Source organism: Streptomyces sp. NPDC043908 (assembly GCF_056435525.1).
Genome location: NZ_JBWKEI010000004.1, coordinates 297,851 through 311,405, shown reverse-complemented (window position 1 = coordinate 311,405; position 13,555 = coordinate 297,851). Strand labels below are relative to the sequence as shown.

At 72.5% G+C, this 13,555-nt stretch carries 11 protein-coding genes; 3 read left to right on the top strand and 8 right to left on the bottom strand.

The window, feature by feature from the left end:
• Positions 1-1,662, top strand: coding sequence for an FAD-binding dehydrogenase (locus AC069K_RS12020; protein ID WP_478614900.1), 1,662 nt, complete (start codon positions 1-3; stop codon positions 1,660-1,662).
• A gap of 37 nt (positions 1,663-1,699) precedes the next feature.
• Here the strand turns inward: AC069K_RS12020 and AC069K_RS12015 are convergent, their stop codons facing one another.
• Both AC069K_RS12015 and AC069K_RS12010 read right to left on the bottom strand, forming a co-directional pair.
• Positions 1,700-2,260 carry a hypothetical protein gene (locus AC069K_RS12015; RefSeq protein ID WP_478614897.1) on the bottom strand — a complete coding sequence of 187 codons (561 nt, stop codon included), beginning with the start codon at positions 2,258-2,260 and terminating at the stop codon, positions 1,700-1,702.
• A gap of 172 nt (positions 2,261-2,432) precedes the next feature.
• On the bottom strand, positions 2,433-3,971 hold the full coding sequence (locus tag AC069K_RS12010) for an alkaline phosphatase (protein WP_478614894.1): 1,539 nt from the start codon (positions 3,969-3,971) through the stop codon (positions 2,433-2,435).
• Positions 3,972-4,269: 298 nt separating this feature from the next.
• Here AC069K_RS12010 and AC069K_RS12005 point away from each other — a divergent pair, with 298 nt between their 5' ends.
• Entirely contained in the window at positions 4,270-6,036 is a 1,767-nt protein-coding gene (locus tag AC069K_RS12005; RefSeq protein ID WP_365100651.1) for a S9 family peptidase, read from the top strand.
• Positions 6,037-6,129: 93 nt separating this feature from the next.
• Positions 6,130-6,894, top strand: coding sequence for an SURF1 family protein (locus tag AC069K_RS12000; RefSeq protein WP_478614891.1), 765 nt, complete (start codon positions 6,130-6,132; stop codon positions 6,892-6,894).
• Between the two features lie 428 nt (positions 6,895-7,322).
• Here the strand turns inward: AC069K_RS12000 and AC069K_RS11995 are convergent, their stop codons facing one another.
• The 6 genes from AC069K_RS11995 to recR all read right to left on the bottom strand — a co-directional run bounded on the left by AC069K_RS11995 (position 7,323) and on the right by recR (position 13,552).
• The gene (locus tag AC069K_RS11995) at positions 7,323-8,378 is read right to left on the bottom strand and encodes a hypothetical protein (protein WP_478614888.1); all 1,056 of its coding nucleotides are present in this window, start codon (positions 8,376-8,378) and stop codon (positions 7,323-7,325) included.
• A 320-nt stretch (positions 8,379-8,698) separates the two neighbouring features.
• Positions 8,699-9,370, bottom strand: a complete 672-nt coding sequence (locus tag AC069K_RS11990; RefSeq protein ID WP_358833680.1) for a SigE family RNA polymerase sigma factor — start codon at positions 9,368-9,370, stop codon at positions 8,699-8,701.
• Between the two features lie 318 nt (positions 9,371-9,688).
• Positions 9,689-10,744: an aspartate-semialdehyde dehydrogenase gene (locus tag AC069K_RS11985; protein ID WP_478614884.1), complete on the bottom strand. Its 1,056-nt coding sequence runs from the start codon at positions 10,742-10,744 to the stop codon at positions 9,689-9,691.
• Complete coding sequence (locus AC069K_RS11980; RefSeq protein WP_358833678.1) at positions 10,741-12,021, bottom strand: aspartate kinase; 1,281 nt, start codon at positions 12,019-12,021, stop codon at positions 10,741-10,743. Before AC069K_RS11980 ends, AC069K_RS11985 begins: the two co-directional genes overlap by 4 nt.
• Before the next feature lie 279 nt (positions 12,022-12,300).
• Positions 12,301-12,960 (bottom strand): DUF5063 domain-containing protein, encoded by a 660-nt coding sequence (locus tag AC069K_RS11975; protein ID WP_365100510.1) that lies wholly within the window; start codon positions 12,958-12,960, stop codon positions 12,301-12,303.
• A complete protein-coding gene (gene recR / locus AC069K_RS11970; protein WP_358833676.1) occupies positions 12,953-13,552 on the bottom strand; it encodes a recombination mediator RecR in 600 nt (199 codons plus the stop codon). The genes AC069K_RS11975 and recR overlap by 8 nt, the downstream gene beginning before the upstream one ends.
• Positions 13,553-13,555 lie beyond the last annotated feature (3 nt).

Sequence of the window (13,555 nt, the reverse complement as noted above, 5' to 3'; positions counted from 1 at the left end):
GTGAGTGACGACGCCGATGTCATCGTCGTGGGAGCCGGCCTCGCCGGGCTCGTCGCCACGTACGAACTCGTGCGCGCGGGCCGCAAGGTGCTCGTCGTCGACCAGGAGAACGAGGCCAACCTCGGCGGCCAGGCCTTCTGGTCGCTCGGCGGCCTGTTCCTCGTCGACAGTCCCGAGCAGCGCCGGATGGGCATCCACGACTCGTACGACCTCGCCCTCGCCGACTGGATGGGCTCGGCCGCGTTCGACCGCGAACGCGAGGACCACTGGCCGCGCCAGTGGGCCAAGGCGTACGTCAACTTCGCCGCCGGGGAGAAGCGGAGCTATCTGTCCGGGCTCGGGCTGCGTCTGACGCCGACCGTCGGGTGGGCCGAGCGCGGCGCGGGCACGGCGGGCGGGCACGGCAATTCGGTGCCCCGCTTCCATGTGACGTGGGGGACCGGCCCCGAGGTCGTCCGGGTCTTCCGCGAGCCGGTCCTGGAGGCCGCCGCGCGCGGGCGCGTCACCTTCGCGTACCGGCATCGCGTGGACGGACTGGTCGTCGAGGGCGGGGCGGCGGTCGGGGTGCGCGGCACCGTCCTGGCGCCGTCGTCCGAGGCGCGCGGCGTGGCCTCCTCACGGGAGGCGGTGGGCGAGTTCGAGCTGCGCGCGCAGGCCGTCGTCGTCACCTCCGGAGGCATCGGCGGCGACCACGACCTGGTCCGCCGGAACTGGCCGGTCGAGCGGATGGGGCCCGCGCCGCGTTCGATGGTGACCGGGGTGCCCGCGTACGTCGACGGGCGGATGCTGGGGATCACCGAGGACGCGGGCGGCTCGGTCGTCAACCGCGACCGGATGTGGCACTACACCGAGGGCCTGATGAACTGGGACCCCGTCTGGCCGGGCCACGGCATCCGCATCCTCCCCGGGCCGTCCTCGCTGTGGCTGGACGCGACCGGGCGGCGGCTGCCCGCGCCCTTCTTCCCCGGCCACGACACGCTCGGCACGCTCAAGCACATCACCGGGACCGGCCACGACCACACCTGGTTCGTGCTGACGCGTTCCATCGTGGAGAAGGAGTTCGCGCTCTCCGGCTCGGAGCAGAACCCCGACATCACCGGCAAGGACCTGAAGCTGGCCCTGTCACGGGTGCGCAAGGGCGCGCCCGGCCCCGTGCAGGCCTTCCTCGACCACGGCGAGGACTTCGTCGTCCGCCGCACCCTGCCCGACCTCGTCGACGGCATGAACGCGATCTCGCCGGGTCCCAAGCTCGAGTTCGACCAGGTGCACCGGGAGATCCAGGCGCGCGACCGCGAGGTCGACAACACCTACGGCAAGGACTTCCAGGCCATGTCGATGCGCAACGCCCGGGCGTACTGGCCGGACCGCCTCTCGCGAGTGGCCAAGCCGCACCGGCTGCTCGACCCGGCGCACGGGCCGCTCATCGCCGTACGGCTGCACGTACTGACGCGCAAGACGCTCGGCGGTCTGGAGACGACGCTGGAGTCCCAGGTCGTACAGCCGGACGGGACCCCCTTCGACGGGCTGTACGCGGCCGGGGAGGTCGCCGGGTTCGGCGGCGGCGGAGTGCACGGCTACAACGCGCTGGAGGGCACGTTCCTCGGCGGCTGCGTCTTCTCCGGCCGGGCCGCCGGACGCGCCCTGGCCCGCCGACTGGCGTGAGCGGACGGCCTCGGGCGTTCCAACGGGCGTCGGTCCACTACTCGTTGACCAGGACCGGGACGGACAGGACCGCGCTCGCCGGGGTGCCCGTCAACGCGGTCTTCGGGACGGCGGAGAAGTCGATGCCGGCGCCCTCCGCGCGGGGCTTGGCGTGTCCGGCGGTGCCGTGGGCGGCCTCGCCCGCCTCGCCCTCCTCCGCGTACTGGAAGGAGCCGGTGCCGACCAGGTGGCCGCGCTCGTCGTAGAACGCGGCACGCAGCTCCAGCGCCAGCACGTCACTCACGTCGGAGGTGATGGCGAAGTGGCCGGTGACGGACGGCTCGCGCTCCGAGAGCGCGAGCCCGGTGACGCGGACGCGGTCCGTGAACGGGCCCTGTTCGAGCCGCACTTCGCCCTTCGCCGGGACCTTGGCGAGGGTCTTGGCGGGAGCCGGCGCTCCGCTCGGCGCGGGGAAGGTGACGGCCGGGGCCGCCGCCTGCTCGGCCTGTACGGGCCGCTGCCCGGCGTCGGCGCCGCTGCCGTCCCCCGAGCCCCCGCAGGCCGTGGTGAGGGCCAGGGCGGCCAGGGCGAGCGCGGCCAGACGGATCGAGCGGTTCACTGCGTACTCCTGAAGTGGCGGTGCGGGGCCGGGGGAGGGTGGTCCCCCGGCCCCTGGAGGGGCGGCGATGGTCGTCAACCGCCCCGTCGGGAAGGGGCGTTGGGGCGATGTTTCACGTGAAACAGCGGAGGGCGTTTCACGTGCAACAGCGCGCTCCGACCGCCCTGCCGGGTCAGCCGCGCGGGGCCCGGCCGAACAGCGAGCGGTACATCTTGCCGTACAGCTCGGTGTTGATCTGGCTGGCCGCGAACTTCTCGGCGCCCGGCCCGTACGCGTAGATCGGCACATCGGCGCCGGTGTGGTTGCCGGAGAGGTAGGTCAGCCACAGGCTGGCGTCGGGGCTGCCGTCCTTGACGCCCGCCGGGTCGTCCGGGGTACGGAAGGTCGCCGGGGCGAAGTTCTTCGCGTCACCGGAGCCGGAGCCGTTGAGGATGCCGGACGAGCGGACCGGGTCCTTGGCACCCGACTTGTCGCGCGACGGCGTCGAGTTGTTCGCCGGGTTGCCCGCGTCCGTGTTGGCCGGGGGCGCGACGGACTCGGCGTTGGTGTAGGTGCCCTTCTCGATGATGTTGAAGCCCGCGCACTCGTGGTCGGCGGTGACGACGACGAGCGTGTGACCGTCCTTGCGGGCGAAGTCGTACGCGGCCTTGACCGCGTCGTCGAACGCCTTCACCTCGGCCAGCGTCTGGGCGGCGTCGTTGGCGTGCGAGCGCTTGTCGATCTGGGCGCCCTCGATCTGGAGGAAGAAGCCCTTCTTGGAGCGCCCGTCGAGCAGGTCGATCGACTTCTTCGCCAGGTCGGCGAGGGTCGGCTCCTGCTTCTGCGGGGCGTCCGCCGGCAGACCGGCCTTGGCCTGCTCGACGGTGAGGTTGCCCCGGTTGAAGAGACCGACGACCCTCTTGGCCTTCACGGCGTCGAGGTCGGCCTTGGTGGCGACCTTCTGGCTGGCGGCGCTCTGGGCGGGCAGGGCCGGGTCGCCGAAGCTGCCGAGCACCTGGTAGCCCTGGGCCTGGAGGGCCTTCTGGTCGTCCGGCTCGAAGCGGGCGAGGCCGCCGCCGAACACGACGTCGGCCGTGCCGTTGCGGGCGATCTGCTCGGCGACCGGGGTGATCAGCGTCTTGTCCTCGGGGGCCTTCTCGTACGAGCCGTCCGCGTTCTTCGGCAGGCAGGCCGCGTCCGAGTACACCGGGCCCTGGCAGCCGCGCAGCAGCACATGGCTGAACTGGGCGCCCGGGGTCGCGTCGGTGACCTCGGCGGTCGAGACGTTGCCGGTGGCGAAGCCGGCCTTCTTGGCCTGCTCCATCAGCGTCACGCGGCGCTTCTCGTACGCGTCCACGCCCAGCGCGGCGTTGTACGTCTTCACGCCGGAGGACCAGGCGGTCGCGGAGCTGGCCGAGTCGGTGACGAGCGCGGGCTGGTCGGTGCCCTTCTCCACGGCGTACGTGGCGACCGCGCCGGTGTACGGCAGGCGCTCCATGTTCAGCTTGCCCTGGGCGCCGTAGTAGCGCTCGCGGCCGGCGGTGACGTGGGTGCGGCCCATGCCGTCGCCGAGGAGGTAGATGACGTTGTGTATCTCCTGGCCGTGGCCCGGGAACGGGCGGCCGCCGTGCTGCGGGGCGGAGTTGGCCGTGACGGCGCTGCCCGCCGCGACGGCGGAGGCCAGCGCCACCACCGTCAGCGCCTTGCGGCGCTTGTGTCCCATGGATCTCATGGCCGCGAAGCTATGAGCCCAAAATGAACGAGTTGTGAGGCACGGGCGTACGGCGGACGAACGGCTGCGCCCTTCCCCGGTGGCGCGGCCACCGAAGGGCCCGCCACCGCCCCTGCCGGCCGTCCCCGGCAGCCGTCCCCGTCCGCACGGCTCGCGCCCCCTGCCCCCGGCCGGAGGCCCGGGCCCCTGATCGCCCCCCCGGCTCGCTCGGCATGTCCACGCCCACAGTTGTCCACAGGCTGCGGACGGTGGGGGCGGGTTGTCGGCGCGGCGGCGCATGATGGGGTCCATGAACGAGATGCCGGAGTGGGAGAAGCGGTTCAGGGCGCCCAGGGTCGGGCTCCCCGACTGGGCGGAGGACGCCCCGGACCGCTCGCTGTTCGTGTCCAACGCGACGGGGACGTACGAGCTGTACGCATGGGACCGCGCGAGCGGCGCCCAGCGCCAGGCGACGGACCGGCCGAACGGGACGACGGACGGGGTGCTGACCCCGGACGGCGAGTGGATCTGGTGGTTCAACGACACGGACGGCGACGAGTTCGGGGTGTGGATGCGCCAGCCGTTCGGCGGGGGCGCCGACGAGCCCGCCGTGCCGGGCCTGGAGCCGTCCTACCCGGCGGGCCTCGCGCTCGGCCGGGACGGCACGGCGGTGGTCGGCCGCTCCACCGACGAGGACGGCACCACGGTCCACGTCGTCCGGCCCGGGGCCGCCCCGGCCGAGATCTACCGGCACCGCGAGTCGGCGGGCGTCGGCGACCTCTCGCACGACGGGACGCTGATCGCCCTGGAGCACACCGAGCACGGCGACGCGATGCACTCGGCGCTGCGCGTGGTCCGGCTCGACGGCTCCCCCGTGGCCGAGCTCGACGACACCAAGGGCGGGGCCGAGGAGCTCGGCCTCGAAGTGCTGGGCTTCGCTCCGCTGCCCGGCGACACCCGGCTGCTCGTCGCCCATCAGCGCCGGGGCCGCTGGGAGCCCATGGTGTGGGACGTGGCGTCCGGCGAGGAGACCGAGCTCGCGCTCGAACTGCCCGGTGACGTGGTGGCGGAGTGGTATCCGGACGGCTCGGGGCTGCTCGTCGTCCACAGCTTCGAGGCCCGCAGCGAGCTGTTCCGGTACGACCTGGGGGCGGCCGAGCTGATCGAGGTGGAGACCCCGGCCGGCTCCGTCTCGGGCGCCACGGCCCGGCCCGACGGGACCGTGGAGTACCTGTGGTCCTCGGCGGCCCGCCCGTCCGAGGTGCGCTCCACCACGGGCGCGGTCGTCCTCGACCCGCCGGGGATGAAGGCACCGGCCTCGGTGCCGGTGGAGGACGCGTGGGTGGAGGGCCCGGGGGGCCGTATCCACGCGCTGGTGCAGAAGCCGGCCGGGGCGGGCCCGTTCCCGACGGTCTTCGAGCTCCACGGCGGCCCCACCTGGCACGACAGCGACGCGTTCGCGGCGGGCCCGGCGGCCTGGATCGACCACGGCTACGCGGTGGTGCGCGTCAACTACCGGGGCTCCACGGGCTACGGCAGACAGTGGACGGACGCGCTCAAGCACCGGGTCGGACTCATCGAGCTGGAGGACGTGGCGGCGGTCCGGGAGTGGGCGGTGTCGTCCGGCCTCGCCGACCCGTCCCGGCTGGTGCTGTCGGGGGCGTCCTGGGGCGGCTATCTGACCCTGCTCGGCCTCGGCACCCAGCCGGACGCGTGGGCGCTCGGGCTCGCCGTGGTGCCGGTGGCGGACTACGTGACGGCGTACCACGACGAGATGGAAGCGCTGAAGGCGATGGACCGCACGCTGTTCGGCGGCACGCCGGAGGAGGTGCCGGAGCGCTTCGAGGCGTCGTCGCCGCTGACGTACGTGGACATGGTGAAGGCGCCCGTCTACATCTCGGCGGGCGTCAACGACCCGCGCTGCCCGATCCGCCAGGTCGAGAACTACGTGGACCGCCTGGCCGCGCGCGGCGCGCCGCACGAGGTGTACCGGTACGACGCGGGGCACGGCTCGCTGGTCGTGGAGGAGCGGATCAAGCAGGTGCGGCTGGAACTGGACTTCGCGGGGAGGCACCTGGAGGCCTGACCGCCCCCGGGCACCCGGCCCCGGCACCCCGGCACCCCGCGGCCCCGGGACCCCGCGGCCCGGGATCCCGGGGGGATTCCGTACCGTGGTGGTGTGTACCGGTTCCTGCTGACGCCCCGCTGGTGGGGGATCAACGTCTTCGTCGTGCTGGCCATCCCCTTCTGCGTGTTCATGGGGTCCTGGCAGCTCGGCCGCTTCGAGGACCGCGTGCAGTCGCACAACGCGGCCGAGAAGCGGCCCGACCCCGCCGGGCAGAAGGCCGCGCCGCTGCGCGAGCTGCTGCCCGTCGACCAGAAGACCTCGGGCCGCACGGTGAACGCGATCGGGCGGTACGGGGAGCAGTTCCTGGTGCCGGACCGGCGGGTGGACGGGCGCGACGGGTCCTATGTGCTGACCCTGCTGCGTACCGACGCGGGCAAGGCCCTGCCCGTGGTGCGCGGCTGGCTCCCCGAGGGGCGCCCGGCGCCCGCCCCGCCCACCGGCCAGGTCACCGTCACCGGGGCGCTCCAGGCGTCCGAGACGCCGGGGACGGACGGGGTGAACGCCTCGGGCGGACTGCCCCGGGGCCAGCTGGGGATGATCAGCGCGGCGTCGCTGGTCAACCTGGTGCCGTACGAGGTGTACGACGCGTGGGTCACGCTGACGACGGCGGACTCGGGGATGACGGCGGTGCCGGCCGTGAAGCCGCAGAACACCGGGCTGGATCTGAAGGCGTTCCAGAACCTCGGGTACACCGGGGAGTGGTTCGTCTTCGCCGGGTTCGTGGTGTTCATGTGGTTCCGGTTGCTGCGGCGGGAGGCCGAGGCGGCGGAGGACGCGGAGCTGGGTCTGACGCCCGAGCCCCACGGCACGGCCTGAGCCCGCCCGCGGCCCGCCCGCCCGCGCCCGTCCGCCTGAGCGCGCGGTTCCCCGCGGCCCCGTTTTGCCCGGCCTGTGTCTGCACGTGCGTGGTGGGTTGCTCGCGCAGTTCCCCGCGCCCCTAGGGGGTCGGGTTCCGCCGGAAAGCCCAGCTCGGCCACAGACGCCCTTAGGGGCGCGGGGAACTGCGCGACCAGCCCGCCACGGTCTGCGGACGAACACCGGCCCTTAGGGGCGCGGGGAACTGCGCAAGCAACCCACCACCGGCCCGCAGACGAACACCCGCCCACCAGGGGCGCGGGGAACTGCGCAAGCAACCCACCACCGGCCCGCAGACGAACACCAGCCCACCAGGGGCAACCCACCACTTGGCCGCGGACGGGCAACCCGCCACCGGGCCGCAGAAGAACCCCGCCCCGGGCTCCCCCTCAGGGGGACGGTGGGGTCGGGGCTGCCAGGACTCCTGTGCGGTAGATCGTTCCGGCGCAGGCGTTGGGGATGGTCGCCTCGGCCGTCGGCGCGCCGGGCTCCGCCACGTGGGTCACCGCGACCTTGCCGTCCGCCGGGGTGGCCGGGGTCGCCGGGTCGACGGCGGCCAGTTGGGGCTGGGTGCCGGTCGTCGCGGTCACGGTGCCGGTGCCGGTGGTCGCCCCGCCGCTGCCACCGCTGACCGTCGAGGACGAGGGGTCGGGCGAGGGCTGCGGCTTGGGACAGGTCTCGGACGGCACCCAGGCGAACTTGATCTCGTACGCGGCCGTCGGCTTGAGCACCAGGCCGGTGGCTTCCAGCGAGGGGTCGGGCAGTCCGGCCGCCGGGTCGCCGGTGGCGTGGTCGACGACGGTGATCCGAGAGGCGTCGGCCGCGCCGAGGGCCTGGAAGTCGACCTTGCCGGCCCCGCTGACCTGGCAGAGCTTCTGGGAGACGTTGGCGACGCGGAACGTTCCGTAGACCTTGCCGTCGGCGTCGGGCTTGCTGATGCGCGCGGACTTCACTCCGAGTTCGGTGGCGTCGCAGGCCGGTGAGTCGGTCTGCACGGGCCCGCCGACGGGTGCGCTCGGGCCCCCCACCGTGCCGCCGGCGGAGGTCCTGCCGGGCTCCTGGGACTTCACGGTGCCGCTCGGCGTGGGGGCGGGGGTGCTGCGGCCGGAGGGCCGGCCGGCCTTTCGCCCCCCGTCCTCCACACCCGGCGCGGCCCCGGTGCCGCCCTGGGTCTGCTGGCCGTGCCCGGCGATGGTGGGCCGCTCCTCGGACGTTCCGCCGGTGTTGGCGACGTGCAGAAAGGCGGGGATCGCGGTGCCGATGAGCAGGGCCGCGGCGACCGCGCCGACCACCGCCTGCCGCTTGCGGGCCTGGCGGGCGGGGACGGCCCGGCGCAGATGGTCCAGGGCCCCGTCGGACGGCTCCAGGCCGTCCACCGCGCCCCGCAGCAGCCGGCGCAGCGCGTCCTCGTCGGGGGTGGGGCCAGGTGGGAAGGGGTCGTTCACGATGGTGTTTCCAGTCCGGTCGTCCCAAGGGCGGTCGGGCCCGTATGTGCTCTCCCCGTGGTGGCGGTCACCGTGGTGGCGGTCCTCCTGGTGGCGGTCCGCATGGTGGCGGTCTTCGTGGTGTCCGTGTTCCCCTCGGACCCCGCCCGCCCCGAACACGCCATCCGCGCCATCCGCGCCGAACGCATCGGCCGCGCTCCCCGCGCCGAACGCGTCGCCCGCGCCAAGTGTGTCGTTCTCCCGTCGGCCGCGGTGGTCGCCGCTCCCGCCGTCTCCCCGCCGGTCCTCCCTGTCCCCGAATCCCGCATTCCACTTGGCGCTCATACCGGTGCCTCCATGGCTATCCGGAGGGCCGCGATCCCGCGCGAACCGTACGCCTTCACCGAGCCCAGGGATATCCCCAGCGTCTCGGCGACCTGCGACTCGGTCATGTCCGCGAAGTACCGCAGCACGAGCACCTCGCGCTGGCGGCGCTGGAGGCCGCGCATGGCCTTGATCAGCGCGTCCCGCTCCAGCTGGTCGTACGCCCCCTCCTCGGCGCTCGCCATGTCGGGCATCGGCTTGGAGAGCAGCTTGAGCCCGAGGATGCGGCGGCGCAGGGCGGAGCGGGAGAGGTTGACGACGGTCTGGCGCAGATAGGCGAGCGTCTTCTCGGGTTCGCGCACGCGCGAGCGAGCCGAGTGGACGCGGATGAAGGCCTCCTGGACGACGTCCTCGCAGGAGGCCGTGTCGTCGAGCAGCAGCGCGGCGAGCCCGAGCAGGGAGCGGTAGTGCGCGCGGTAGGTCTCGGTGAGGTGATCGACGGTGGTCCCCGCGGCCATGGCGTCGTCAGTGCCCTCGCGCGCCGGCGTCGGCTGCGCGGGGACGCGGGTGGGGCGCGCGGTCGGCGTGGGGGCGATCACCGGCATGCCGCCGGAAGACCGCGGCCGCCGGAGCGGACGGACCACTGAGCCGCGCACCGGAATCGCGGTGATGTCGAGAACCTCTGCCACGCCAGTTGGACACGCTTCCCCCCGTCAGGGTTGTACGCGTACGGCACCGTTTTTGACAGTGCGACAAATGCCCTCATGCGTACTCGCTCTTCCCCAATGCCCCGATATTTACGGCGCCTTGATGGGCGACCGCATAGACGCTCCATGCCGGGCTGCCGGTTGCAGGGACACGGAAATGAATCGTGTAACAGGGCAACGGCGCAGTTCAAGTGGTACAGACCAGCGACTTGCTCACAGAGCGTTCACAGATCGTACAAAGTCTGTGGCCTTCTCGCCGGGAAATCGCTCTGGTATCCGGCCTCGTATCCAGCCCGGTATTCAGCCGGGGAAGTCGGCGGCGGCCAGCTCGGCGATCTGAGCGGCGTTCAAAGCCATGCCCTTGCGGAGGTTGTCTCCGCAGACGAAGAGATCGAGCGCGTACGGATCGTCGGGGGATCGCCGGACCCGTCCCACCCACGCGGGATCGGTGCCGACGGCGTCGGCGGGCGTGGGGAACTCTCCCGCCGCCGGGTCGTCCAGGAGCACCACGCCCGGCGCGGTGGCCAGGATCTCGTGGGCCCGCGCCACCTCGACCTCGTTCTCGAAGGTCGCGTGGACGGAGACGGAGTGGGTGGTGACCACCGGGACCCGGACGCAGGTCGCGGCCACCGCGAGCCGCGGCAGACCGAGCACCTTGCGGGTCTCCTCGCGCAGCCCCAGCTCCTCGGAGGACCAGCCGTCCTCGGCCGGGTCCCCGCACCAGGGCACCACGTTGAGCGCCACCGGCGCCGCGAAAGGACCGGTGTCCTCGCCCACGGCCCGGCGCACGTCACCGGGTCCGGTGCCCAGTTCCGTACCGGCGACGAGGGAGAGCTGTCCGCGCAGGGCCGCGACTCCGGCCCGGCCGGCGCCGCTGACCGCCTGGTACGTGGAGACGACGAGCCCGCTCAGGCCGTACTCGGCGTGCAGCGCGCCCACCGCCACGATCAGCGCGAGGGTGGCGCAGTGCGGGGAGGCCACGATGCCGCGCGGCCGCATCCGTACGGCATGGGGGTTGACCTCGGGCACCACCAGCGGCACGTCCGGGTCGGTCCGGAAGGCCGCCGAGGTGTCGACGACCACGGCGCCCTTGGCCGCGGCGACCGGCGCCCACTGGGCGGCGACCGGCTCGGGCACCAGGAAGACGGCGACGTCGACGCCGTCGAGCGCCTCCTCGTCCAGCGCGAGGACCTCGCACTCCTCGCCGCGCACGGTGAGCTTGCGGCCCGCCGAACGCGGCGAGGCGACCAGTCTGATCTCGCCCCAGACGTCCGCGCGCTGGGACAGGATCCGGAGCAGCACCGCGCCGGCGCCCCCGGTCGCTCCGACGACCGCGAGCGCCGGCTTGCGGGTCATCGTCCGGTGCCCCCGTAGACGACCGCCTCGTCGGAGTCGGAGTCGAGGCCGAAGGCGGTGTGCACGGCGCGGACGGCCTCGTTGACGTCGTCGGCGCGGGTGACCACCGAGATGCGGATCTCGGAGGTCGAGATGAGCTCGATGTTGACGCCGGCGTCGCTGAGCGCCTCGAAGAACCCGGCGGTGACGCCAGGGTTGGTCTTCATCCCGGCGCCGACCAGCGAGATCTTGGCGATCTGGTCGTCGTAGCGCAGCGACTCGAAGCCGATGGTCGTCTTGGCCCGCTCCAGGGCGTCGATGGCCTTGCGGCCCTCGGCCTTGGGGAGCGTGAACGAGATGTCGGTCAGCCCGGTCGAGGCGGCCGACACGTTCTGGACGACCATGTCGATGTTGATCTCGGCGTTGGCGATGGTCCGGAAGATGGCCGCGGCCTCGCCCGGCTTGTCGGGGACCCCGACCACCGTGATCTTCGCCTCCGAGACGTCGTGGGCGACTCCGGAGATGATGGCGTGCTCCACCTGCTGACCCTCCGCCTGGGAACGTGGTTCGTTGCTGACCCAGGTGCCCTGGAGTCCGCTGAAGGACGACCGCACATGGATCGGGATGTTGTATCGGCGCGCGTACTCGACGCAGCGGTGCAGCAGCACCTTGGAGCCGGACGCGGCCAGCTCCAGCATGTCCTCGAAGGAGATCCAGTCGATCTTCCGGGCCTTCTTGACCACCCGCGGGTCGGCGGTGAAGACACCGTCGACGTCCGTGTAGATCTCGCAGACCTCGGCGTCGAGCGCCGCCGCGAGGGCGACCGCCGTGGTGTCGGACCCGCCGCGGCCGAGCGTGGTGATGTCCTTCTTGTCCTGGGACACGCCCTGGAACCCGGCCACGATCGCGATGTTGCCCTCGTCGAGGGCGGTGCGGATGCGGCCCGGCGTGACGTCGATGATCCGCGCCTTGTTGTGGACCGAGTCCGTGATGACGCCGGCCTGGCTGCCCGTGAACGACTGGGCGTTGTGGCCCAGGTTTTTGATCGCCATGGCCAGCAGCGCCATGGAGATCCGCTCCCCGGCGGTCAGCAGCATGTCGAACTCACGGCCGGTAGGCATCGGGGATACCTGCTCGGCGAGATCGATCAACTCGTCCGTCGTGTCGCCCATCGCGGAAACCACGACAACGACCTGATGGCCGTTCTTCTTGGCTTCCACGATCCGCTTGGCGACGCGCTTGATGCCCTCGGCATCGGCAACGGAGGAGCCTCCGTACTTCTGCACGACAAGGCCCACGTGCGCTCCTCGCTCAGTCCATTACTGCGGTCGGCTCAGTCTAACGAGCGGGCCGGATCCGCCCGGGAGGTGCCACATCGTGAGATGTCCCGCTCGCGATGCGGCGAGTCCCGGGAGGGGGGGGTCGGATCCGGTCCGCTCGTGGAGGCGCACCTGCCCCTCCACCGCGCGGGTACGCATGGTGTGGGACGGCTCACAGGGCGGCGGGGCGTCGCGGGCCGCTTGCCCGCACGCCGGACTTGCTCGCCCGTACGCCGGACCTGCTCGCCCGTACGCGGACTACTTGACCGTCCGCAGACCCAGCGGGCCCGCGATCTCCTCGGCCATCACCCGTCCCGCCTCGTCGGCCAGCGAGTCCTCGGACAGGTCCTCGTCCGTGTCCAGGCCGTCCAGCTCCTCCAGGGGCTGGTTGAGGCGGACATGGGCGACCAGGGACTGGAGGGCGCGCAGGGTGGCGGAGGCGGTGGAGCCCCAGTTGGAGAAGTAGGAGAACTGCCACCACCACAGGGCCTCGCTGGTGCGGCCCGCGCGGTAGTGGGCGAGGCCGTGGCGCAGGTCGGTGACGACGTCGGCCAGGTCGTCGGAGATCCGGCAGGGGACGGGCGCCTTGCGCGGCTCGTACGGGTCGAAGACCTCCGAGTACACGTCGATCGGCTCCAGCAGGGCGGCGAACCGCTCCCGCAGGTCGTCGACGTCCGGCTCGGGGCCGAGGTCCGGCTCGTACCGCTCGTCCGGGACGATGTCCTCGTGCGCGCCGAGGCGGCCCCCGGCGAGCAGCAGCTGGGAGACTTCCAGGAGCAGGAACGGCACGGCGCTGTCCGGCTCGTCGCCCTTGGCCACCTCGGTGACCGCGACGATGAAGGACTCGACCTGGTCGGCGATCTGGACCGCGAAGGAGTCCGGATCCTGGTTGACCGCGTGCAGCGTTGCGTCAGACATCGAGAAGTCGCCTTCCTTCAAAGGCCCGCCCGAGCGTGACCTCGTCCGCGTACTCAAGGTCTCCCCCGACGGGGAGTCCGCTGGCCAGCCGGGTGACCCGCAGGCCCATCGGTTTGATCATGCGGGCGAGGTACGTCGCCGTGGCCTCGCCCTCCAGATTCGGGTCGGTGGCCAGGATCAGCTCGGTGACGGTGCCGTCGGCGAGCCGGGCGAGCAGCTCGCGGATGCGCAGATCGTCCGGGCCGACGCCCTCGATGGGGCTGATGGCGCCGCCGAGCACGTGGTAGCGGCCCCGGAACTCACGGGTCCGCTCGATCGCCACGACGTCCTTCGGCTCCTCCACCACGCAGATGACGGCCAGGTCGCGGCGGGCGTCACGGCAGATATTGCACCGCTCCTGCTGCGCCACGTTTCCGCACACCTCGCAGAACCGGACCTTGTCCTTCACTTCGAGCAGGGCGTGCGCGAGCCGGCGCACGTCGGTGGGCTCGGCCTGGAGGATGTGGAAGGCGATCCGCTGCGCGCTCTTGGGACCGACGCCGGGCAGCCTGCCCAACTCGTCGATGAGGTCCTGGACCACGCCTTCGTACAACGG